Here is a 22,463-nt window from a genome sequence, read left to right as displayed (position 1 = left end):
TTTATATTCTCATACATTATTCTATAACTTTTTGTGATTATAAAAAAGAGGGGCGGCCTATTTTATGTTTGGTCCAACCCCGTCAACACCTGGTCAAACAGGTTTATCCTGCACTTTTGCTTGGTTACATCCCACTGTTTGCATACAGCGCAGCTTCTTTCTCCCTGTGATAATACATCTTTAAGATTAATAGTCGAATACAGTGAATCATCCCTGGCAAATCCGGGACAATTCATCCCGACGGCATTTAATTGTTCTTTAGTAGCCATTTTATGACCTCCTCACACTTATTTTTCCTTGCTTATAAAAATAAATTCGTAAAATTTCTCTAAAAAATTAAACATGCGCTTGATACCATATAGTAATATTCGTATTTCTGCCAAAATTAAAAGATTTATATGATAACCTTGAAAAATGTGCATAGAGATAAGGAACAATGGCTTTTATATCACCGGGCGCGACGACAATAGGTTCACTATCATCTAACCAATCTTCTCCATTAGGACTAATTTGCAGTTTCACTTCGGCAGGATTCACACCATTATTTTTCACAAAAAATGAATACATACTCATCTCCGATGTATCATATACATTTCCACCCATATATGAATCTGTCGTATTTACTGTCTGACTTTCGGAGTTCTTTAATCTACTGTATAGCGTAAAAAGATTGGTAGCTTCATAGGTTATAATAAGAGACGGTCTTTTGGAAATATCTTCATATTCTCGTGTGGCTATTACTTTTGCTTCATAATTTCTGGTCTGCAATGATTTTAACATCATACCGTAATTGGGATATAGCCCTATATACCATCCTTTTACGAGATTTGTTACATCCCATGAATATTTGTTGATGCTAAAAAGATTTACAGAACTGCCAAATGTATGGTCATCTACAATAGGTGCATTAGACCAATTGACAGTATACTCATCCCAATCCTGTGTTACCCTATACGGTGTAACCACATCAATTATATTGGTATTGTAGATAGATATAACATTTAAGGTCATAACTGCATTAGTAATGCTGACGCCAGCAGGGATTGATGAAATATCAAATTGAACTAGAGCCATAAACACTGTATAATTATCATATCTGCCTACATTCATATAATTGAGAGTCCCATAATTTTCATTAGGGTATCGAGAATTTATTTGTGCATCTTTACTTGACGAAGGAATAATAAGTGTAGGCAAATCTCATTCCTCCATAATTATATGATTTAATATAGACAATGCTTCCTGATCGTAGATGTTAAACAATTTCATAGATCTCAATATCTCGTTTTCTGCATTCTGGACAAAGCCGTAACGGTAGTACAGCTTGCCCAGTCTCAGAAGTACTGTTTTGTCTTCTATCAAATTTAGAAGGCCTAAAGCGTTTTCAAAAATTTCAAATTCTTCTAAATATAGTAGTTTGTCAAGGATATCAAATATGATATCTGAATATTCTTTTGAGGTCTCTATATCATCACTTAATATGTCCGGTTTTTTTCGGTTTAATAGATCATTTAGCCTCTGAAAAACTTCATATTTTTTAGCTTTTTTAATTCTGCAGCATTCAGCAATTGTTTCCTCATACTCATTCTTTATCACACACCTCAACATAAGATCATCAATTACCATATCATAGAAATGACTTTTTGAATCAATCATTTTCCACATATCATATGCCTTATCCAGTTGCTTAAGGTAAAAAAGACATCTTCCATAGAGATAATATATTTCGTCATTGCATTTATCGTTCCTTAACAAAGGATCAAGGTATTCAAGGCATATATCATATCTTTTATACCTGAGAAATATATTTATCATAAGTGATATTCCATCGGGATTCTGTATATCAATCATGTCTTCGAGCTTCTCTCTGGCTTCAGATACGCCTCGTGTTTTCATGAGTATTTCACACATTTTGAAAAGAGGTTCTTTAAAAGAATTATTCATCTTATAAGCCTGTTCGAAATGCACATAAGCTTCATCGTAATCTTCTAATTCTAAATACAATTCGCCTAAGGCATGATGCGCTCTGAAACTCCCTACACCCATTATAAATCCTATATCAAAAGGCGCTTCCCCCATCTCAATACATTCTTTAAACAATCTCTCTGCTATCGTATACCTTTTGTTTACATGATGTATATATCCTTTTAGAAATACAAGATCCGTCAAATCCGGGTAATCGCTTAAACCCCTTTCAATAATACTTAAAGCTTCATCATATCTTTTAAGTTCATTGTAACATAATGTCATCCTCACATAGAGCTTAGATAGGTAACCTGTTTTTCCATGGGTATTATTAAGTGAGAGCATATACTCGTAAAGTGCCTTATTGTAATCCGAGAGAGCAAAGTACTCATTGCCCATGTTAAATCTCATAAACGCATCGGAAGGATTTTCCTGTAAAACCCTTTCTATAATACGCATATTTCTCTTCCGCTTTTCTTTTATAACCACTTCATCATCAAGGTAACCATAATGGTAAACTTTTATATCTGTACTCACCAGCTTGGCACCAGGTCTTATTTGCTGTATGACTGCGGCTATCTGCTCGTGTATAGGATATATAAATCTGTATTCAGGTCTATTTCTCATAAGCCTGAAATTCATATTTAAAGCTACTTCAACTCCTGGGTTTTGCCCCACATAGTTTATTGTCTTAAAAAAATAGCCTTCCACATCATCTGTTAAAAGATTTCTTATTTTTTGTTTATCTTCTTGGTCCAGCTCATCATCAGCGTCCATAAGCAGTATCCATTTGCCATTGGCTTTTTCCAGCGACGCATTTCTGGCTTCACTAAAATCATCATTCCACCGAATACTAAAAACCTTTGCTCCATATGATTCCGCTACTTTCACCGTACTATCTGTAGAACCCGTATCTACTATTATCATCTCATCAACTATATCCTTTACGCTGTCAAGGCATCGGGGCAAATTTTTTTCTTCGTTCTTTACGATCATACATAAGCTTAGCAGTGGACTTTCGATCACTATCACCACCTCACACTATTTATGTTATGTAGTGGGTGCACATAAGTGCACCCTTTCTTTAAATCACGTCTGAGCATTGTAGTAAAATACGGCTGTAACAGTTGCAGTACCGGCATTGTAATAAAGCCTGGTATAATTTAAGAATCTTTGCGCTACCAGCGTTGTAGCAGATCCAGGAACAACGCTCACCTCTCCGCTGAGGTCATCAATAAAGTATGCATCAGCTGTTGTTGGACTTATCTGCAGTTTTACAGATATGGCAGCAGCACCGGTATTATACACATAGTAGGTGTACATCCTCTTTTGAGACGTATCTTCAAGGAGCAGTATTCCTGTACCTGTAACATTGTTGATAGATGTCGTTGCCGAAGTAAATACCCTACCTGAGAGAATATTTGATACGGTATCTGTAGCAGGAGAAAGAGATCTTATATTCACGGTATTTGTAACGTTAGTATTTACTGTTTCTACGATGCTCTGCACTGACACTGTATCGGTAGTATATGACAAAGATCTTATATTAAAATTCGTTGCCGCCACAGTAACAGACGCATTCTGAAGCATCGTCTGAAGATTGCCACTGGCATCTGTTAAAAGCGCTGTAACAGTTCCTCCTGCAGTCCTGCCGTGTACTAAAGACTTTAACTGGTCAGCTACAGGGTTAAATACGATATTATTGGGCATATATTATCCCCCCTTATTTAAATATTCTATATTATCTATACTCATACATATTCGAATTAATATATTTTTGTGCATCAATTTTTAATATCCATTTACATATTTATTCTGGTGTAAAAAGTATCAATTATCGTATAGCTCTACAACCCTATACAGTTTTTGCACTAAAAGCATATATTGAAATTAAAAGTCGTTGAATTGGAGTGAGATAAATGATTAAGATATTATTAGGTAGTCCTGTAAGACAGGAATATGCTATATTAAAAGAATTTCTTGAATCTGTTGATAGGCTAGAGACAGATGACATTAGTTTAGATATAATGTTTATAGATGACAACAATGACCAAAAATCAAAACAATTGCTCAGAGAATATAAAAGGGATGACAGTAAAATTATACTAAAAGAAACAAAAAGTACAGCCGAAAACTACAAAGATGAGATAACCCATCATTGGAGAGAAGATCTTATATGGAAAGTGGCAGCATTTAAAAATTCAATCATAAAATATGCAAAAGATAATTGTTATGATTACTTATTCCTAGTGGATTCTGACCTTTATTTGCATCCCATGACGCTAAAGCAACTGGTCGCCTCAAAAAAAGATATCATATCAGAAATCTTTTGGACCAAATGGACCCCTGACTCTATTGAATTGCCGCAGGTTTGGCTAGAAGATAACTACACATTATATGCGCAAAAAAGAGGAGAAGTATTGACACAAGATGAAATAAACAAAAGGATAATGGATTTTTTAAATATGCTTCTAAATCCCGGCATATACAGAGTCGGTGGGCTGGGTGCCTGCACGCTTATTAGCAAAAGAGCATTGGACGCCGGCGTATCGTTTGACGAAATATATAATATATCCAGCATTGGCGAAGACAGGCACTTCTGTATACGAGCAGCAGTCCTCGGGTTTGAACTCTTTGTTGACACTCATTGGCCGTTATTTCACATATATAGAAACAGCGATCTTCAGCGCCTAAAGGAATATAAAGAAACTTTAAAAAAGGTAGACAACAAGTACAAATATATTATGCTACCAAATCAGAGAAGAATAAACGTGGATCAAAACGAGATTACTCTAGCTATGGTAGTTAAAAACGAAGCGGACAGATATTTGCCAGAGGTTTTAAAAATAGCTTCAAAAATTGTCGACAAAGCTGTCATCATCGATGATGCCAGTACAGATAACACCAGAGAAGTCTTTGAAAGTTTTTTTAAGGGTAAAGAATTGATTTACATTGTAAACGACGTTTCCATGTTCAACAATGAAGTGGAGCTCAGAAAAAAATTGTGGAAAGCGGTGGTTGCTACCAATCCCGATTGGATATTATGCCTGGATGCTGATGAGATCATCGAAGACAGAATTGTAAAACACATAAAAAATATAATTAATCAGCCTTATTACGATGTAATGTGTTTCAGATTATACGATTTCTGGGATGAAAAACACTACAGAGAAGACATGTACTGGAACGCCCATACAAAATGCTGGCCATTTCTTTTGAGGTATCAACCACAATTTAACTATATATGGAAAGAGACACCTCTTCATTGCGGCAGATTTCCTTCCAATATATTAGAACAGCCTTACGCCATTAGCGATATCAGAATAAAACATATGGGGTGGTCGAAAGAAGAAGATAGAATCAAAAAATATCAGAGGTATATGGAATTGGATAAAGAGGGAAAATACGGAATTCCTCAACAGTATACATCTATATTAGATAAAAATCCTTCACTAAAAGAATGGGAGGAATAAGCCTCCAACTATTTTTGGAGCCTTATTCCTTTCGTTATAATTGCTGCTGCCTGATTCCTCAATGTCTCATCATCAGGAGCAAACTTATACTTATTATATCCATTAATAAGTCCTGCACTATATAATGCAATTATGTCATCTCTAGCCCAGGAATTCTCTATGTCTTTAAATTCAGAATGTCCATGCCCTACGGGTAATTTAAGAGCCCTCGTCATGATCGCAGCCATCTGCGCTCTTGTGAGATAACTGTTGGGATAAAAATTCCCATCGCCAGCTCCATATATGATTTTTGCATCCTGCGCCGCTCCTATATATTTATCTGCCCAATGGTTCCGAGTGTCCGGATATGTACTTTCTTTTAATGGAATTTTCAACGCCTTAACGAGCATTTTAATAAATTCCGCTCGCGTAACCCTATAGTTAGGATAAAACCGCCCGCCATCTCCATCAACAATCCCATTGTATTTTAGATAATTGATTTCATCGATAGCCCAATCATCTAATATATCCGAAAAACCTAGATAACCATAAGGAACGCCGTATTGATTTTGCATACCCTTCAGCGTCTTCATATAAGCATCGCTTTCAAAACCCAATCGCCATAGCGCGACCCCTTCAATTCCCAATTTTCTAGCAAGATCTAGTTTATACTTTAGGCTATACTCATTTTCAAACCAGACCTGGTGTTTAACTCCATCCTCGTAATACTGATAATAGGCTTCTTTATAATAATCGCTCCAGCATATCTTACCGCCATAAATTGTTTGTAATCTCTTAACCGAATCAGCCGTCACAACTTTGTTACCTGTACTAGCCCAATCATATCCATAATTAGCAACACCCAATAAAATTTTTTCTTTAGGTATTTGTGATATAGCGTAGTTCAATGCCTTTTCTACCCATGGATATGAAGCTATAGGCCCTGGTTCTCCTTTAAACCAATGTTCATCATATGTCATCAAGATAACCTCATCAGCTATTTCACCGATTTTCGCGTAATCAAATCCTCCTGACCAGTTATTATCCGGAGAATCATGGGTTATAGCAGGAATTGCAACTGATAACATATATTTGCCATTTAATTGGCTTTTTAACTCTGTTAAAAAACTATTAAATATGCTTCTTTGAGCATATGATAAATTTTCTATATCAATATTGACGCCAGCATAACCCTTTGACAATACCTTTAAAATATTTGATATCAAATTACGCCTGGCATAAGAATTTTTTAGCACACTATCAGCTAACACCTGATCAAAATTATCAGTCAAATTGTTAATAACGATAATCGGTCTAATACCATGACTTTTAGCATATCCCAATATATCCTCATTTAAATAACCGTGTAAATTTCCGGACTTATCAAAAGTATAAGCAAATACTGCAACATCTGATATATAGTCTTTATACTTTACCAGTGATTCAAAGGCCATATTATCGCCATAATAATCAACAGGTGCATATCCCATTACTTTCAGCGACGAATACCCATCGGCTGGAGAAACCAGCAAAAGCGCTAAAAGCAAAACAATAAACAAAATCTCCCTCATATCTCTCCACTCCCTTTGCACCTTTATACTATATTTTAAGTGTCAAAGGTCTTTTAAAAAAGAGGGTAAAAAATGGAATATGGCAGGGTACCCTGCCATATATGTGATTAGTTTATATTGAATTTCTTACGATGTTCTGAATGTTGTTTTGCATCTGCCTCTCTATATTTGTGGTAAAACCTGTTGCCCCTGTCTGCCCTGCCGTGCCACCCTGCGCTTGATAAGCACTGGCTTGTTGAGGTTGATTCCCTGAAAACTGAGCATAGCTACTACCTTTTCCTGACGTCATATAACCAGGCTGTCCAGCCCCCAGAGCCTGTCCGCTTTGAATTGCCCTCTGATAACTGCTTTCCATTGGTGATCTTCCCTGGTATGTGGCATTGGATTGACTGGCTGTGGTGCCGGCCTTATAGCCTGTTGCGTACTCTCCTTCCATTTCAGTCCAGTATCCAGCCATGGGGCCACCCTGTGCTCCTGTATCTGCACTTATATTTGCCAAACGATTGACTGTTTGCTGAATATTGGACCTCATTACCTGCTCTACAGAAGCTCCAGGCATAGAACCTGTCATAGGCATACCATATGTACCGCTCTGCTGCCCTCCATACTGTGCTACCGTAGTATAACCAGTAGGTTGCGCATATTGGGGCGGTTGTTGATAGCCTGCTCCCATTATCTGACTTTGAACATTGGCAAATTGAGCCTGAGCCGTTCGCAAATCATTGGGGTTTACCATATAAGGTTTGTACCAACCTTTTCTATTCATAGTGTTCCAGAAAATCATTTGATTTTCGTGTTCGTCATTTAAAATGCTCATAATATCCTGTTTCAAATTGACATCAGCGCATTCAGATGCTGCATAATTATAGGAACTCTCAATCCATTTTTGTGATGCAACACAATCAGTTATAATATCTTTATCAGATAACATTTTTTTACCTCCTTTTTAATACATCCTTTGTGGCATATATCCCTGACCGTATTGTCCCTGTGCTGCTGCACTATTGATATGTCTCATCAGCATATTAAAATGATTCATATGCTTTTGTGCTATTCTGTTGCATTCATCTTTTATTTCAGGATCACTGGATTCATTTGCATATGACCTGAATTTTTTAATCAACAACTCCTCGTTGCTCAACTGATCCTGAAGTACCAGTAACTCCCTCTCTGTCATATCTGTCCCTCCTTTTTAACATTTTCGATTTTATTTTTACACGCCAGAAGGATTTTATTCAAAATGAGATTAATAAATTTAAAACATTTAAGCTGGCAGTTTATACTGCCAGCTTAATTTGTGCAAATCATATAAGGGGCATTATTTTCTCTTCAGTCCTGTTTTCCATCAACTCGCCAATAGCATCACTTAATATGTCTATACCCCTGTCTATCTCCTGGTAAGAGAGAGCCGCAAAACTTAACCTAAAATGGTTATCTTCTTCATAGTTAGGATAAAAAATATTGCCAGGGGCTATGAGGACACCTCTTTTAAGGCACATCGCATAAAGTTTAACCGATGAATACCCCTCAGGTAAACCTATCCATATATACAATCCTCCGGATGGTTTTTCAAACTGTATTCCTTTTATAGATTCTAATTTTTTACATACATATGACATCTGATTGCTATAAATTTTCTTTATATATTCCAGGTTTTTCTTCCACAATCCCTTACGCAAAAATAAGTCAAAAGCCCTTTGTGTCAGCCCAACTGTAGATATATCTGTAATATGTTTGGCTGCTATAACTTCACTGTTTATTTTTTCAGGCAACGCTAAAAAAGCCAATCTTAAGCCTGGCATAAATATCTTTGAAAAACTCTTCAGATAGATAACACGTCCATTATCATCATATGATTTTATGGGTTTTATATCCTCGCCAGAATAAGCTAAGTCATTTAAGTAATCATCTTCCAATATATAGATATCGTACTTATTTGCTATATCCAGAAGTCTTAACTTATTTTCGTCAGAATAACAATAACCTGTAGGATTTTGAAAACCAGGCATAACGTATATAAATGCAGGTCTTTTATTCTTCAAGTTTGCCTCCAATATCTCAAGATCTATACCGTTTTTACGCAAAGGAATACCTACAATGTTCGCTCCCCTGGACTTAAAAGCAGCTATAGCTCCATTATAGGTTGGACTTTCAACAAAAACATAATCTCCATAGTTGAGCATTGCCTTTGAAAGAATATCAATTCCCTGTTGCCCACCTGATATAACCTGTATATCTTCTGGTTTTGCCTTAATACCGTATAACAGCAAAAATTCAGATATGGACTCCCTTAAAGGCCTAAAACCTTTGCTCTCCTGATAACTAAAAGCTATACCTCCATCCCTATCCAGCACTTCATTTATTATAGTTTTAAAGTCTTCCACAGGAAACAGCTCTGGCGATGGCGTAGCACTGGCAAAGTTTATCGTACCTGGTGCCATAACCAGCTGCCCACGATCCAGGAGTTTTATTTGGTCCATAATATCATCATCTTTTTTAGCTAAATCCGCCACATACGTTCCGCTTCCGATTTTTGTGCGCACATATCCATGAGATTCTAAAAATCTATAGGCATTAGCTACCGTGGTATTATTTACATCCAGTAACTCTGCCAATCTCCGCACGGGAGGAAGTTTAAAACCTCTTTGTATCTTATTTTCTTCTATAAGCCTTTTTATCTGATCAGCAAGCTGCATATAAAGAGGTTGTGGGCTGTTTTTATCTAAATATAATTCTTTAAACACCTCCAAATTCATATCCCTCTTTCAATAAAAATTCCAGTCATAAATAATTATATCACTACAGTATATAAAATAAAAGAAACCTCATGCGAGGTTTCTGCTACCGGGCTTTACAAGATTTATTCCCTGCTTACACAATGGACACTCTTGAGGTTCATACGATTTTACATCAAGCGTAACTATAGGAACAAATTTCACGCCAAAGTCCACTGTACCATTGCTCCTGTCTACTAATGAACCAACACCAACCACATTGCCACCGCAATTTCTCACTACCTCTATTACTTCTTTTACCGAGCCCCCTGTCGTAGTGACATCTTCCACCACCAGGACATTCTCCCCTTCTTTTATGTAAAAGCCACGCCTTAAGGTCATAATGCCATTTTCTCTTTCAGCAAAAATAGCCCTCACGCCTAATTGCCTGCCTACCTCATAGGCAAATACAATACCACCCATAGCCGGCCCTACTACCACGTCAATATCATCGCCTTTAAACGCTTCCGCCAACTGCTTTGAAAACATCTCTGCGTATTCAGGGTATTGAAACACCTTAGCACACTGAATATATTTATCGCTGTGCCTGCCTGATGTAAGGAGAAAGTGGCCTTCCAGCATTGCCTCCGTCTCCCTTAATATCTCTAGTACCTCTTCTTTTTTCATTGTCCATCTCTCCTTTTTTATATATTGTCATGATATATTATCATGCGCTTAACGCTCCTACGATATCTTTTATGCTTTTGATATCATGCCTTTGCATGTAATCGTATATACCGTCAATAACGTCAATAACCGCAGTGGGATTTACAAGGTTAGCGGTACCCACTGCTACAGCTGTAGCACCTGCCAGCATAAATTCTATTGCATCAATTCCTGTCATTATACCGCCCATACCAATTATAGGTATATTTACAGCTTTATGAACTTCGTATACCATTCTAAGCGCTATGGGCTTTATCGCGGGTCCCGATAAACCTCCAGTTATATTTTTTAATATCGGCTTTCTGCTCTCTGCATCAATAGCCATACCTAAAAGGGTATTTATAAGGGACAAGGCATCCGCTCCACCATCACATGCCGCTATTGCCGAATCTACGATACTGGTTACATTAGGTGAAAGCTTTACTATCAATGGCTTTTTGCTACGGTTTTTTACCTTTTTCGTGACCTTTTCAATCATATGAGGGTCAGAACCAAAGGCCATACCACCATGCTTTACATTAGGACATGATATGTTGAGTTCAAAGGCAGCTATAGGTAAATCGTTTAATTTCTCTACAACCTGACAATATTCTTCAATAGTATTACCTGCTACATTCACGATGATAGGTACCTGATACTTTATAAGTTCAGGCAAGTCTTCCCTGATAAATGTGTCAACTCCCGGATTTTGCAATCCTACACTGTTTAATATTCCAGAAGGTGTCTCAGCAATCCTGGGGGGCGGATTACCTTCCCTGGGTTCCAAAGTTATAGCTTTGACGGTAATAGCACCCAATCTATTTAAATCAACGTATTTAGCATACTCCACACCATGACCAAAGGTGCCCGATGCTGTAGTAACAGGATTTTTCATCTTTATACCTGCGATCTCTACTTCCATGTCAATCATCAAAAATCACCTCATCTGCCATAAACACCGGCCCATCAGCGCAAACCCTCATATAATGCCAACCATCTTCTGCCTTTATCTTGCACGAACACACAAGGCAAGCTCCTATGCCACATCCCATACGCTCTTCTAGAGATACCTGGCATGGTATACCGTAATGTTGCGATATGGACTTAACCGCTTTTAACATTCCTACAGGTCCGCAAGCGTATATGATATCTGCCATAGGACTACTTTCAAGATATTCTTTCAAAGCATCTGTAACAAAACCCCTATAGCCTGATATGCCGGTCTCGGTGGATACTATTGGATGCTCAAACTCCTCCACAAGAAACAAATGATCTTTATATCCCAGAAAAACTTCCGATTTATTACTCAGCATTCTTGATAGATAAAGCAGCGGTGCTATGCCAAGTCCTCCTCCTACGATTAATGCGCGGTTTTTTGTACGGCTTATATCAAATCCCCTACCTAATGGCCCTATCACATCAATTTCATCACCTGATTTAAGGCGTGAAATAATTAGCGTACCTGAACCCCTGACCTGATATACAATATATACAATATCGCCAATGATATTACTTATGCTAAAAGGCCTCCTTAAAATATGCCCACTGTCATTGAGTTTTATATGAACAAATTGACCAGGGCTTGCAGACCTGGCAATATCAGCACAGCTAAAAGCCATCTGATATATACCCGGAGCAAGCAACCTGTTAAACAATATACTGCTCTTCAATTTCTCACATCCTCATCTTTTAATGCATACACGGGTAGTTCACCCAAATTTTTTTGAGATTTTATACACCTTAATAGGCCATATGCTGTGTCAATAGACGTTATGCACGGTATCGAAAGCCTTACTGCTCTACTTCTAATATTGTAACCGTCTCTCATAGGTTCTTTGCCCCTCGTAGGCGTATTGATGACAATTTGTATTATACCTTGATCCATCAAATCAATTATATTGGGGTGCCCATCCTCCAGTTTTGACACCATTTGAGCCTCAATACCATTGCTGCGCAAAAATTCAGCTGTACCCTGGGTTGCCAGTATATTAAATCCCAATTCGATAAATTCCTTAGCCAATGGCAATATTTCCTTCTTATCCACATCAGCCACTGTTATGAGTACATTGCCTTTTTGCGGTATATTAATGCCCGCTGCAATCATACCTTTATATAATGCCTCTGTAAAGTCAGGAGATACGCCCAAGACCTCGCCGGTGGATTTCATCTCAGGACCCAGAGCTACTTCAACCATCGGCAACTTCTGAAACGAAAAGACAGGCACTTTAACCGCGTATTTATCAGCCTTTTTGTACAACCCGGTCCCATACCCCATATCGGCAATCCTTGCTCCCATAGCAGCTTTTGTAGCAAGCTCTATCATAGGAACACCAGTCACTTTGCTTATATACGGTACCGTTCTGCTGGACCTGGGATTTACCTCTATAACATATAGCTCGTCATCGTATATGACAAACTGAACATTTATAAGCCCTTTCACGTTTAATGCTTTTGATAGCCTCTGGGTATAATCGACGATTTTGTCCACCATATCCCGACTGACGGTTATCGTAGGATAAATCGATATGCTATCGCCAGAATGAACACCTGCCCGCTCCAAATGCTCCATTATACCTGGTATCAAAATGTCCTGGCCATCGGATATGGCATCAACCTCAACTTCTTTTCCCATAAGGTATTTATCAATTAATATAGGAAATTCATCAGACATATCCAGGGCAGCATTGACGTATTTTCTCAAATCATCATCCGAATACACCACTTGCATGCCCTGTCCTCCTAAGACATAAGAAGGTCTTACCAACACCGGATAGCCCAATTCACCAGCTGTCTTCAATGCTTGTTCCAGACCCACAACGCCTTTGCCTTTAGGCCTCTTCATGTCCAGCCTCTCCAGCAGTTCATCAAATTTATCCCTGTCTTCAGCCTCGTCAATGCTCTGCGGACTTGTTCCCAATATTTTTACTCCCAATCTACTGAGGGCATTTGTAAGCTTTATAGCCGTCTGGCCTCCAAACTGTACCAGTACTCCTTCAGGCTTTTCTTTCTGTATCACTGCTAGCACATCTTCTAGAGTCAACGGTTCAAAATACAGCCTATCAGATGTATCAAAGTCTGTACTCACCGTTTCAGGATTGTTGTTTATAACCACAGCCTCATATCCCATCTTTTTTAACGCCCATATTGAGTGTACAAGGCAGTAGTCAAACTCTATACCCTGACCTATCCTTATGGGGCCGGATCCTATGGCAATCACCTTGGGCTTATTAGAATACGCCACCTCATCAGAACCATCATAAGTAGAATAATAGTAGGGTGATACCGCCTCAAATTCCGCTGCGCACGTATCCACCATTTTATAAGACGGGGTAATGCCATATTCAATTCGCATATTTCTTACGTAATCCTCTGTTTTACCTATTAACCTCGCAATAGCCTTATCCGAGAAACCCTTCTTTTTAGCCTTTAAAAGCAGATCGCTATTGATTTCTGATGAGCACAATTCACGTTCCATCATTATTATATTAAATATTTTATCAAGGAAAAACATATCTATATGGGTGATACGATGTATCTCATCCAGAGGCATGCCCCTTCTCATAGCCTCTGCCACAGCAAAAATTCTCTCATCGTCTTCCATTTTCATTTTCTCGATAACTTCTTCATTTGAAAGCCTAGATATGCCTTTATGCCAAAGGTGATCTACACCTATTTCCAGAGATCTAATCCCTTTTAAAAGAGCCGATTCAAAAGATGTACCTATGGCCATTACTTCTCCTGTAGCTTTCATTTGAGTACCTAATTTTCTATCAGCAGTATAGAATTTATCAAACGGCCACCTGGGTATCTTTATCACAACATAATCTATAGATGGTTCAAAACACGCATAGGTCTTACCTGTTACTGCATTTTTTATCTGATCAAGGCTATAACCTAGCGCTATTTTCGCGGCAACTTTGGCAATGGGATAACCGGTAGCTTTAGAAGCCAGGGCGCTGGAACGGCTAACCCGCGGATTTACCTCTATGACGTAGTACTCAAAGCTTTTAGGGTTGAGGGCAAACTGTACATTACAACCTCCTTCTATCTTTAATGCGTCGATTATCTTGAGTGATGCACGCCTTAACATCTGGTATTCTTTATCAGATAATGTTTGAGACGGTGCTACTACTATGCTGTCACCGGTGTGAATCCCTACAGGATCGATATTTTCCATATTACAAACCGTTATGCAATTTCCCTTGCTATCCCTCATAACCTCATACTCAATCTCTTTCCAGCCGTACACACTCTTTTCTATTAGCACCTGGTGTGTTCTGCTGTACTGCAAACCTGATGCTGCAATCTCTTTAAGCTGTGCTTCATCCTGCGCTATGCCACCACCTGTTCCCCCTAGTGTATAGGCAGGCCTTACTATAACCGGATAGCCTATCTCACCAGCTATTTTTACAGCTTCATCAACGCTATTGGCCACATGGCTCGGTAGTATAGGTTCACCTATTTCCAGCATGGTCTTGCGAAACTCATCCCTGTCTTCTGCTTTCTTTATAGACTCCAATTTTGTACCCATGAGTTCCACACCGTATTCATCGAGCACACCGGATTCTGCCAGCTCTACAGCCAGATTTAATCCCGTTTGACCGCCCAATGTAGGCAACAGGCCATCAGGGCGCTCCTTTGCGATGATATTTTTTATAACCTCCACTTTTAACGGCTCAATGTATATCTTATCAGCTATTTCTGTATCTGTCATTATAGTAGCGGGATTGCTGTTTACCAATACAACTTCGACCCCCTCTTCTTTAAGGGATCGACAAGCCTGTGTTCCCGAATAATCAAACTCAGCTGCCTGTCCTATGACTATTGGTCCTGATCCGATTACCATTACCTTTTTATACATCTGCCACCCTCCTTTTCATCATGTCGACGAAGACGTCAAATAGGTATAATGTGTCATAAGGTCCTGGGGATGCTTCAGGGTGAAATTGCACACTATACACTGGCAATTTTTTATGCCTTATTCCCTCTACGGTATTATCGTTGATGTTTATATGGGTTATTTCCACATCATCAGGTAAGCTTTCGGGTATGACTGTATACCCATGGTTCTGTGATGTGATATAAGTTCTATCACTTTTCAGATCCTTAACAGGATGATTACAACCCCTGTGTCCATACTTTAACTTACTGGTATCTGCTCCTAAAGCCAGCGATAATATCTGATGGCCGAGGCATATGCCAAAAACAGGTACTTTCCCTATGAGCTTATCTACCTGTTCTACGGCATACATCGCATCTTTAGGGTCTCCAGGTCCGTTGGACAAAAGTATACCATCTGGTTTTATATCCAGTATATCTTCAGCGGCACAGCGTGCAGGAAATACTGTGATATCTAAACCACGTATTTTCAAATTCTCAATAATATTTGTCTTTATCCCATAATCTATTACCGCTACCCTATAACCACTTCCATGGATATGATAGACTTCTCTGGTTGTTACTCGCTCTACGTGATCCCTTTCTATATGACCCCTGATGGCCTTGAGCTTTTCTTCTATATCCGAAATATTCAATGTGATCATGCCCATCATAGTGCCTTTTTCTCTTATTATCTTGGTAAGAGCCCTGGTATCAACCCCTTGAATACCAACAATATTATTAGCTTTAAGATATTCGTCAAGGGTATACTTATACCTGAAATTACTGGGCTTTTCACAAGCTTCTCTGACCACAAAACCTCTCACATGGGGCTTATAGGATTGAAAATCCTCTTCGTTTATACCGTAATTACCTATCAACGGATATGTCATAGTCACGATCTGGCCATAATAAGAAGGATCTGTAAGCACTTCCTGATAACCGGTCATCCCTGTGTTGAATACCACTTCACCTACAGTTTCTCCAGGTAAACCAATGGATTCCCCTTCAAAGTACACGCCGTTTTCTAATAAAAGATATGCTCTCATTTTTTATCACCCCTGATTGCGCTGTTGAGATCATCCCTCATCCTTATAACCTCCTGTATTATCGCATCTTCTAAGCCTATTTCGGGGTGTTTTTTATATGACAGGAGAATCCCCCTGGATGAATTTACAATGGCACCTAGGCCATCTCTATTAAAAGCAGCTGCAGCATCCTGAGCTGTCGCACCCTGCACCCCGTATCCAGGCACCAGTATATATGCATTGGGCATCAAAGCCCTGAGCTTTTTGGCCTGTTCAGGATAAGTAGCACCTATTACCGCTCCCACAAAAGAATAGCCTCTTTCTCCTACATAATCTTTACCCCACTGATCGACCTTTATAGCAACGTGCTCATATATTGGACGCCCATCTGCAATCAGATCCTGAATATCACCAGAGGAGGGATTGGACGTTTTTGTTAGAATAAAAATTCCCTTATCGTATTTGACACAATCATCTATGAACGGTTTGATAGAATCATATCCCATGTAAGGATTTACCGTCACAAAATCAATATCCGGTCTTGTTAAAAATGCTTTAGAATAAGCGACCGCAGTTGAAGATATATCCCCTCTTTTTACATCCGCTATGACGTACATACCTTTTTCCTTAGCATAATGCGATGTCCTGTAAAACAGATCCAAACCAGCCACACCATATTGCTCATACATCGCTATCTGAATCTTAACTACTGCCACAATTTCATAAATAGCATCAATTATCCTCTTATTGAATTCCCATATAGATTCTATAGGATCGCTTTTTTTCATCTTATCAGGCACATATTCATATTGCGTATCAAGGCCTACCACTGCACAATTTCGCTTGGATTCTATCTCGCTGATAAATTTATCTATCAACACAATATCCCCTCCTCGCTATTGTAAACCACCTTGCCGCCGACCAAAGTCATCTTTATAACTCCCTTTAAAACCTTTCCATCATATGGAGTATTTTTACCTTTTGAGTAAAACTTATTTTTATCTACCACGTACGCTGCCTCAGGATCTACCAGCACAATATCAGCAACGGCTCCTTCTTTAATGTATCCTCTATCTATTCCAAGAATTTTAGCAGGGTTTGTTGACATAAGTCGCACCACGTCTTTGTAATCAATATGCTTTTTCTCTACAAGGTAAGTATTTATCACCGAGAAGGCCGTTTCAAAGCCTGATATGCCAAAAGCCGCTCTGGCGTATTCCACATTCTTATCCTGTATACCGTGAGGAGCATGATCTGTGGCAATACAGTCAATAGTGCCGTCTTTTAATCCGTCTATCAACGCCATGATATCTTCGCGCGTCCGCAAAGGCGGGTTAACCTTGGTGTCAGTATTATAACCGTCCACTTCCTCCTCCGTGAGAGAAAGGTGATGGGGTGTAACTTCTGCTGTTATATTTACGCCCATTTTTTTAGTCCACCTTATAATATCCGTAGATATCTTCGTGCTCACATGGGCTATATGAAGGCGCGCCCCTGTATGCAGTGCCAGAATGGCATCCCTTGAGATCATAACTTCTTCTGCTTCAGCAGGCATACCTTTTAACCCTAAAAGCGTGGCCATGTAGCCTGAATTCATTACTCCTTCTCCTGTTATATTCACGTCCTCGCAATGGGATATGACGAGCATATCAAGCATCCTGGCATAAGACAATGCCCTTTTCATGAGGCCTGCATTCATTACCGATTTTCCATCATCAGACAGTGCCACCACGCCATTTTCCTTAAGTTCACCCATTTCCGACAATTCTTCGCCATTCAGGCCTTTTGTTATGGCACCGATGGGCAATACATTTACAACGCCCTCTCTTACAGCCTTTGATTTTATATACTCCAACACCACTTTGTTGTCCACCACAGGATTGGTATTGGGCATACAGGCTATTGTCGTAAATCCTCCCCGGGCAGCGGCCATTGTTCCTGTCCTTATGGTCTCTTTATATTCATATCCAGGATCTCTCAGATGGCAATGCATGTCTACGAATCCCGGCATAACCAACAATCCTCTGGCATCTATTACCAATGCATCATCGGCATCTATCTCGTCAGCTATAGCTACTATCTTTTTATCTTCAATCAATAAATCGCAGACCTTTTCTTGATCACAGTTTACAATCCGTCCCGCTTTAAACAATATTTTCATAAGCCGCACTCCTCTCAGATAACAGCGTAAGCAAGGCCATTCTGACAGCTACTCCACTGGTAACCTGTTCATCAGCCGTACATATTCTTTCATCGGCAATCTCATATGATACCTCTACACCTCTGTTCATTGGTCCCGGGTGCATCAATATAGCATCATCTGCCGCCAATCTCATCCTCCTGTCATCTATGCCGTACATCCTGTGAAATTCTCCTAACGAGGGAAATAAGCCACTTTTTTGTCTTTCCAGCTGTATCCTCAAGGCCATAACCACATCGGCTCCTTTAACCGCTTCATCCGCATCATTGTAAACCTCTACTCCTAAATTCTGCAGACCTGGCGGTATGAGGGTTGAAGGCCCTGCCACCCTTATATTTATGCCCATTTTAGTCATGCCGAATATATTAGAACGAGCTACCCGACTGTGAAGTATATCGCCCACAATTGTCACCGTAAGGCCTTTTAAGCGCCCTTTCTTTTCTAAAATAGTCAGCATATCCAAAAGTGCCTGAGTCGGGTGCTCGTTGATACCATCTCCAGCATTTATAACTGCGGCCTTTACTTCCCTGGCTATAATCCCTGGAGCCCCTGTCATAGGATGTCTTATGGCTATCATATCTACTCCCATGCTATCTATGGTCCTGGCTGTATCAATCAGAGATTCCCCTTTGACCACACTGCTGGTCGCTGTCTCTATGCACACCACATTGGCTCCCAGGTATTTAGCTGCCAGTTCAAAGGACGTTCTGGTCCTGGTACTGGGTTCATAAAACAAGGTAACAAGCGTTTTGCCCTTAAGAGTAGAAGTCCTATCTATCTTATACACTAGAGATTTTTTCATATCCCTAGCTAAATTCAGAATTTCTTCAATTTCCTTTGTCGTTAAAAATCTCAATCCCAAAAGATCCTTTCTTAACATGGTTACTAACCTCCTCAATATTTGTTTCATCGCACAAAAAAATAGGATAGAACGACCTATTCTATCCTATTTTCTACCACCTGTTTAGTTTTAACCATAATAATCTCCTCCCATCTATTATTCAGGGAGTCCCGCTCCCCTTATTAGCCTCACAGGACTAATTTAAAAGGTCATTCCATAATAAATACCTTATTCTCTTTATCTACCTCAACCACTCTTACGGATATAACTTCAGCTCTGGAAGTTGGCACATTTTTGCCCACGAAATCGGCTTTGATCGGTAATTCTCTGTGCCCTCTGTCAATAAGAATCGCTAGCTGAATAGCTTTAGGCCTCCCCAATCGTATAATGGCGTCCATAGCAGCTCTAACGGTTCTACCGGTATATAGGACATCATCTACCAGTACGCAAATCTTCCCTTTTACATCAAAGGGTAAGTTAGGCTTGCTCACGATGGGCTGCTCAGCAAGGGCACTTAAATCGTCGCGGTACAAAGTGATGTCTAGTTCCCCTACCGGCACGTTTTTGCCTTCAATCTTGGCTATTTCTTTTGCGATTCTCTCCGCCAAAGGCACGCCTCTTGTCTTTATGCCTATTAGCACCAGATCCTCCACGCCTTTATTGCGCTCTATTATCTCATGGGCAATCCTCACCAGCGCTCGCTTTATCGCATTTTCATCCATTATCTCAGCCTTTATTTTCAAGACCATTCCTCCAAAAAAGCCTCCCAACCAAACCGGCTGAGAGGCTTCATATTTATTATCTCCGAATAGTTACAAGCTTACACTCTATAAAAGATTTATAAAAATCTTTTATACCTTATTATACGATCCGTCACCTTGCCAACCTCTCAGGGTTGATTTAAAGGCCTTTATTTAACTAGAATTATTATATACTATTATTGAGCCTTTTGCAAGTACGTTTTTACTTTTAAATATTAACCTTCTCTACTGCCCTTGTCCTATCCTTTTTTATAAAAAAGTATCCAAAAACCAACACCGTGGCGAAAGCCAACAGCGAATTATACATAAACATCATCTTTATGCCATAGATATCGCTTAAAAATCCGCCAAGCAAGCTACCTGTTATCCTGGCAATTCCCATACCTATCAAGCTGTTTATCGTTTGCCCTGAAGCTTTTAACTCCATGGGTACTTCCTGGTTTATATACGTGGCCATGGAATAATAGAGGACGATAAATATCAAACCGTGTAAAAGCTGCAATGGCAAAAACATATAGGCCTTTGGCACAAACGACATCAAAAGCCACCTGATACCCGCTACTGTGGTAGCCCCCAGAAGGGTGTAGCGAGGACCTATTTTCTTTAAAATCCTGTCAGCATACAATAAAAACGGCACTTCACTCAAGCTGGATATAAAGTACGCCCATCCCAGAAGGCTATTACTTCCACCCAGCTGTTTAAAGTAAAGCGGAAAATAAGTATAGTAAAATCCAAGGGTTACCTGGACCATAAAGTTTAATGCCATGAGTATAACCAGGTTTTTGTTTGAAAATAACTTCCATATGGGCACGCGATTTTTTTTCGATTGATGTCCTTTTATCCTGGGCAGTTTAAAGACCAGCATAAAGGCAGTAAACATAACAGCAATATTAAGCGCAAATATACTGCCTATGTATCTCTGTGCGAAAAAGCCAGCCACTATTGACATCAACGAATACCCCAATGTACCCGCCATCCTTATAGGTCCAAACTTTTGTTGAGTTTCATCCAGGTATTCTAGCGTTATAGTATCTCCAATGGGACCTGTCGAGGTTTGAAAGAATGTAAATGCGGTTATAACGACTATTAAATAGTAAAAATTCCTGGACATCGGATACAAAGCCATTATAGCGATGCTGCACAAAAACAAAAGCTGTAATACAAAATTTTTTGATCTGGCCCTATCACTGGTAATACCCCAGAACGGCTGTGCAATTATAGCAACAAAAGGTCCAAGTGACATCAACACGCCTATTGACGCTTTATTATAACCTATATGGTCCAGATAAACAGGCAAAAACGTCCCGTAAATCGCGCCGCTCATAAAAGAAATGGCATAAAAAGCTACAAAAAAATAGTAAAACCTTTTACTTTTGTCCATAAATTTTTCCCCCTTGTATATAATTAATATAATTCAATTACCAACTTAGCATTATAATAACCATAAACACGAGGCTTACAAGAATCGTCGCTGTCACAAAAATTGACGACAGCTTGACATTTAATCCTCTATCACTGGAATAAATAACAGCCACCATAGGCGTGGGCAAAATTGCTCCTATGGTTATAACCTTTATTATAAGCAATTTAGTGCTAAATATCAACGGGATCAATAGAAATAAAAGCACTCCAGGTAAAAACTTTATAAACAATCCTGTGACAAGCGCTTTTAATTCATCTTTATTTAAATTAAAATCTAAAAAATAACCTATTGTAAATAAAGCAAGAACTCCATTGGGAATTGACAGCTGTGATATAAACTGTTGAGGAATTTTCCCAAATTTTATACCCATCAGGTTCATTACGATAGATAGCACATACACATCCAATGGTAAAAACAGTAATATCTTTTTTACGATAGCTTTTAAATCAATTTTTTCTTTTTCTGAAGCCAAAAAAGATATACCATATGCCAGACCGAATACAATAAACGAATTCCCCATATCAAACATAGCCATGTTAATCAAGCCTTTATTGCCGTAAACCTGTTGAACAAAAGGAAACGCAAAAAGCCCCACATTGTACCCGCATATAGATATTAATAGTGTCCATTTCGTCTTACTTTCTAAATCAATTTTTCTTATTACAAAGTAACCAAAAACAAAAGTTAAAACACCTAGAATTATACTTGTCACAGGCAAAATAAAAAGCTGAGGGTAAATCTTAGAGTTCATAAAAACGTTTAAAATTGTTGCAGGCAATGTGATGTACAATATAAATTTGCTGAGTACATCTCCGGTACCCTCAGGTAAAATCCTCAACCTTTTTATGATATACCCAAAAAAGAGTGTGGTTATATTCAAAAGTATTTTTTCCTCTATTATAAGTTGATTCAACGCTTTTTCCCC

At 39.0% G+C, this 22,463-nt stretch carries 20 protein-coding genes; 1 reads left to right on the top strand and 19 read right to left on the bottom strand.

Annotated features, from left to right (window positions below; genetic code table 11):
• Nucleotides 1-62: 62 nt before the first annotated feature.
• The 4 genes from BUB87_RS01500 to BUB87_RS01485 all read right to left on the bottom strand — a co-directional run bounded on the left by BUB87_RS01500 (nt 63) and on the right by BUB87_RS01485 (nt 3,675).
• The gene (locus BUB87_RS01500) at nt 63-269 is read right to left on the bottom strand and encodes a hypothetical protein (protein WP_073341331.1); all 207 of its coding nucleotides are present in this window, start codon (nt 267-269) and stop codon (nt 63-65) included.
• A gap of 67 nt (nt 270-336) precedes the next feature.
• Nucleotides 337-1,197: a DNRLRE domain-containing protein gene (locus tag BUB87_RS01495; protein WP_073341330.1), complete on the bottom strand. Its 861-nt coding sequence runs from the start codon at nt 1,195-1,197 to the stop codon at nt 337-339.
• Nucleotides 1,198-1,200: 3 nt separating this feature from the next.
• Nucleotides 1,201-2,997 carry a tetratricopeptide repeat-containing glycosyltransferase family 2 protein gene (locus BUB87_RS01490; RefSeq protein ID WP_159432343.1) on the bottom strand — a complete coding sequence of 599 codons (1,797 nt, stop codon included), beginning with the start codon at nt 2,995-2,997 and terminating at the stop codon, nt 1,201-1,203.
• A 57-nt stretch (nt 2,998-3,054) separates the two neighbouring features.
• Complete coding sequence (locus BUB87_RS01485) at nt 3,055-3,675, bottom strand: DUF6385 domain-containing protein (protein WP_073341329.1); 621 nt, start codon at nt 3,673-3,675, stop codon at nt 3,055-3,057.
• A 209-nt stretch (nt 3,676-3,884) separates the two neighbouring features.
• Here BUB87_RS01485 and BUB87_RS01480 point away from each other — a divergent pair, with 209 nt between their 5' ends.
• Nucleotides 3,885-5,438 (top strand): glycosyltransferase family 2 protein, encoded by a 1,554-nt coding sequence (locus BUB87_RS01480; protein WP_073341328.1) that lies wholly within the window; start codon nt 3,885-3,887, stop codon nt 5,436-5,438.
• Nucleotides 5,439-5,446: 8 nt separating this feature from the next.
• On the opposite strand, the gene BUB87_RS01475 is transcribed toward BUB87_RS01480, so the two are convergent.
• The 15 genes from BUB87_RS01475 to BUB87_RS01405 form a co-directional block, all read right to left on the bottom strand.
• Nucleotides 5,447-6,988: an S-layer homology domain-containing protein gene (locus BUB87_RS01475; RefSeq protein ID WP_073341327.1), complete on the bottom strand. Its 1,542-nt coding sequence runs from the start codon at nt 6,986-6,988 to the stop codon at nt 5,447-5,449.
• A 112-nt stretch (nt 6,989-7,100) separates the two neighbouring features.
• A complete protein-coding gene (locus BUB87_RS01470) occupies nt 7,101-7,919 on the bottom strand; it encodes a spore coat protein (RefSeq protein WP_073341326.1) in 819 nt (272 codons plus the stop codon).
• Nucleotides 7,920-7,934: 15 nt separating this feature from the next.
• Nucleotides 7,935-8,165, bottom strand: coding sequence for a hypothetical protein (locus tag BUB87_RS01465; RefSeq protein WP_073341325.1), 231 nt, complete (start codon nt 8,163-8,165; stop codon nt 7,935-7,937).
• Between the two features lie 127 nt (nt 8,166-8,292).
• A complete protein-coding gene (gene pdxR, locus BUB87_RS01460; RefSeq protein WP_234945927.1) occupies nt 8,293-9,732 on the bottom strand; it encodes a MocR-like pyridoxine biosynthesis transcription factor PdxR in 1,440 nt (479 codons plus the stop codon).
• Nucleotides 9,733-9,813: 81 nt separating this feature from the next.
• The gene (gene pyrE, locus BUB87_RS01455; protein WP_073341323.1) at nt 9,814-10,389 is read right to left on the bottom strand and encodes an orotate phosphoribosyltransferase; all 576 of its coding nucleotides are present in this window, start codon (nt 10,387-10,389) and stop codon (nt 9,814-9,816) included.
• 40 nt (nt 10,390-10,429) lie between these two features.
• The gene (locus tag BUB87_RS01450; protein ID WP_200792737.1) at nt 10,430-11,335 is read right to left on the bottom strand and encodes a dihydroorotate dehydrogenase; all 906 of its coding nucleotides are present in this window, start codon (nt 11,333-11,335) and stop codon (nt 10,430-10,432) included.
• Nucleotides 11,331-12,077 (bottom strand): dihydroorotate dehydrogenase electron transfer subunit, encoded by a 747-nt coding sequence (locus BUB87_RS01445; RefSeq protein WP_073341321.1) that lies wholly within the window; start codon nt 12,075-12,077, stop codon nt 11,331-11,333. The genes BUB87_RS01450 and BUB87_RS01445 overlap by 5 nt, the downstream gene beginning before the upstream one ends.
• A complete protein-coding gene (gene carB / locus BUB87_RS01440) occupies nt 12,074-15,268 on the bottom strand; it encodes a carbamoyl-phosphate synthase large subunit (protein WP_073341320.1) in 3,195 nt (1,064 codons plus the stop codon). The genes BUB87_RS01445 and carB overlap by 4 nt, the downstream gene beginning before the upstream one ends.
• The gene (gene carA / locus BUB87_RS01435) at nt 15,261-16,334 is read right to left on the bottom strand and encodes a glutamine-hydrolyzing carbamoyl-phosphate synthase small subunit (RefSeq protein WP_073341319.1); all 1,074 of its coding nucleotides are present in this window, start codon (nt 16,332-16,334) and stop codon (nt 15,261-15,263) included. The genes carB and carA overlap by 8 nt, the downstream gene beginning before the upstream one ends.
• Nucleotides 16,331-17,194, bottom strand: a complete 864-nt coding sequence (gene pyrF, locus BUB87_RS01430) for an orotidine-5'-phosphate decarboxylase (protein ID WP_073341318.1) — start codon at nt 17,192-17,194, stop codon at nt 16,331-16,333. The genes carA and pyrF overlap by 4 nt, the downstream gene beginning before the upstream one ends.
• Nucleotides 17,188-18,474 carry a dihydroorotase gene (locus tag BUB87_RS01425; RefSeq protein ID WP_073341317.1) on the bottom strand — a complete coding sequence of 429 codons (1,287 nt, stop codon included), beginning with the start codon at nt 18,472-18,474 and terminating at the stop codon, nt 17,188-17,190. The genes pyrF and BUB87_RS01425 overlap by 7 nt, the downstream gene beginning before the upstream one ends.
• Nucleotides 18,458-19,393 carry an aspartate carbamoyltransferase catalytic subunit gene (locus BUB87_RS01420; protein WP_073341316.1) on the bottom strand — a complete coding sequence of 312 codons (936 nt, stop codon included), beginning with the start codon at nt 19,391-19,393 and terminating at the stop codon, nt 18,458-18,460. The genes BUB87_RS01425 and BUB87_RS01420 overlap by 17 nt, the downstream gene beginning before the upstream one ends.
• 170 nt (nt 19,394-19,563) lie before the next feature.
• Nucleotides 19,564-20,097: a bifunctional pyr operon transcriptional regulator/uracil phosphoribosyltransferase PyrR gene (pyrR, locus tag BUB87_RS01415; protein ID WP_073341315.1), complete on the bottom strand. Its 534-nt coding sequence runs from the start codon at nt 20,095-20,097 to the stop codon at nt 19,564-19,566.
• A gap of 226 nt (nt 20,098-20,323) precedes the next feature.
• Complete coding sequence (locus tag BUB87_RS01410; protein WP_073341314.1) at nt 20,324-21,496, bottom strand: MFS transporter; 1,173 nt, start codon at nt 21,494-21,496, stop codon at nt 20,324-20,326.
• Between the two features lie 37 nt (nt 21,497-21,533).
• On the bottom strand, nt 21,534-22,451 hold the full coding sequence (locus BUB87_RS01405) for an AEC family transporter (protein WP_073341313.1): 918 nt from the start codon (nt 22,449-22,451) through the stop codon (nt 21,534-21,536).
• Nucleotides 22,452-22,463 lie beyond the last annotated feature (12 nt).

Origin of the sequence: Caldanaerobius fijiensis DSM 17918 (assembly GCF_900129075.1) — a bacterium.
GTDB lineage: Bacteria > Bacillota > Thermoanaerobacteria > Thermoanaerobacterales > Caldanaerobiaceae > Caldanaerobius > Caldanaerobius fijiensis.
This window is presented reverse-complemented; position numbering and strand designations above follow the sequence as displayed.

Excerpts from the sequence above, each read along its gene's own strand:
- BUB87_RS01470 (WP_073341326.1), bottom strand. The coding sequence starts at position 7,919 with ATGTTATCTGATAAAGATATTATAACTGATTGTGTTGCATCACAAAAA.
- BUB87_RS01480 (WP_073341328.1), top strand. The coding sequence starts at position 3,885 with ATGATTAAGATATTATTAGGTAGTCCTGTAAGACAGGAATATGCTATA.
- BUB87_RS01465 (WP_073341325.1), bottom strand. The coding sequence starts at position 8,165 with ATGACAGAGAGGGAGTTACTGGTACTTCAGGATCAGTTGAGCAACGAG.
- BUB87_RS01475 (WP_073341327.1), bottom strand. The coding sequence starts at position 6,988 with ATGAGGGAGATTTTGTTTATTGTTTTGCTTTTAGCGCTTTTGCTGGTT.
- BUB87_RS01420 (WP_073341316.1), bottom strand. The coding sequence starts at position 19,393 with ATGTTAAGAAAGGATCTTTTGGGATTGAGATTTTTAACGACAAAGGAA.
- carB (WP_073341320.1), bottom strand. The coding sequence starts at position 15,268 with ATGTATAAAAAGGTAATGGTAATCGGATCAGGACCAATAGTCATAGGA.
- BUB87_RS01485 (WP_073341329.1), bottom strand. The coding sequence starts at position 3,675 with ATGCCCAATAATATCGTATTTAACCCTGTAGCTGACCAGTTAAAGTCT.
- pyrE (WP_073341323.1), bottom strand. The coding sequence starts at position 10,389 with ATGAAAAAAGAAGAGGTACTAGAGATATTAAGGGAGACGGAGGCAATG.
- BUB87_RS01425 (WP_073341317.1), bottom strand. The coding sequence starts at position 18,474 with ATGAAAATATTGTTTAAAGCGGGACGGATTGTAAACTGTGATCAAGAA.
- BUB87_RS01410 (WP_073341314.1), bottom strand. The coding sequence starts at position 21,496 with ATGGACAAAAGTAAAAGGTTTTACTATTTTTTTGTAGCTTTTTATGCC.
- BUB87_RS01500 (WP_073341331.1), bottom strand. The coding sequence starts at position 269 with ATGGCTACTAAAGAACAATTAAATGCCGTCGGGATGAATTGTCCCGGA.
- carA (WP_073341319.1), bottom strand. The coding sequence starts at position 16,334 with ATGAGAGCATATCTTTTATTAGAAAACGGCGTGTACTTTGAAGGGGAA.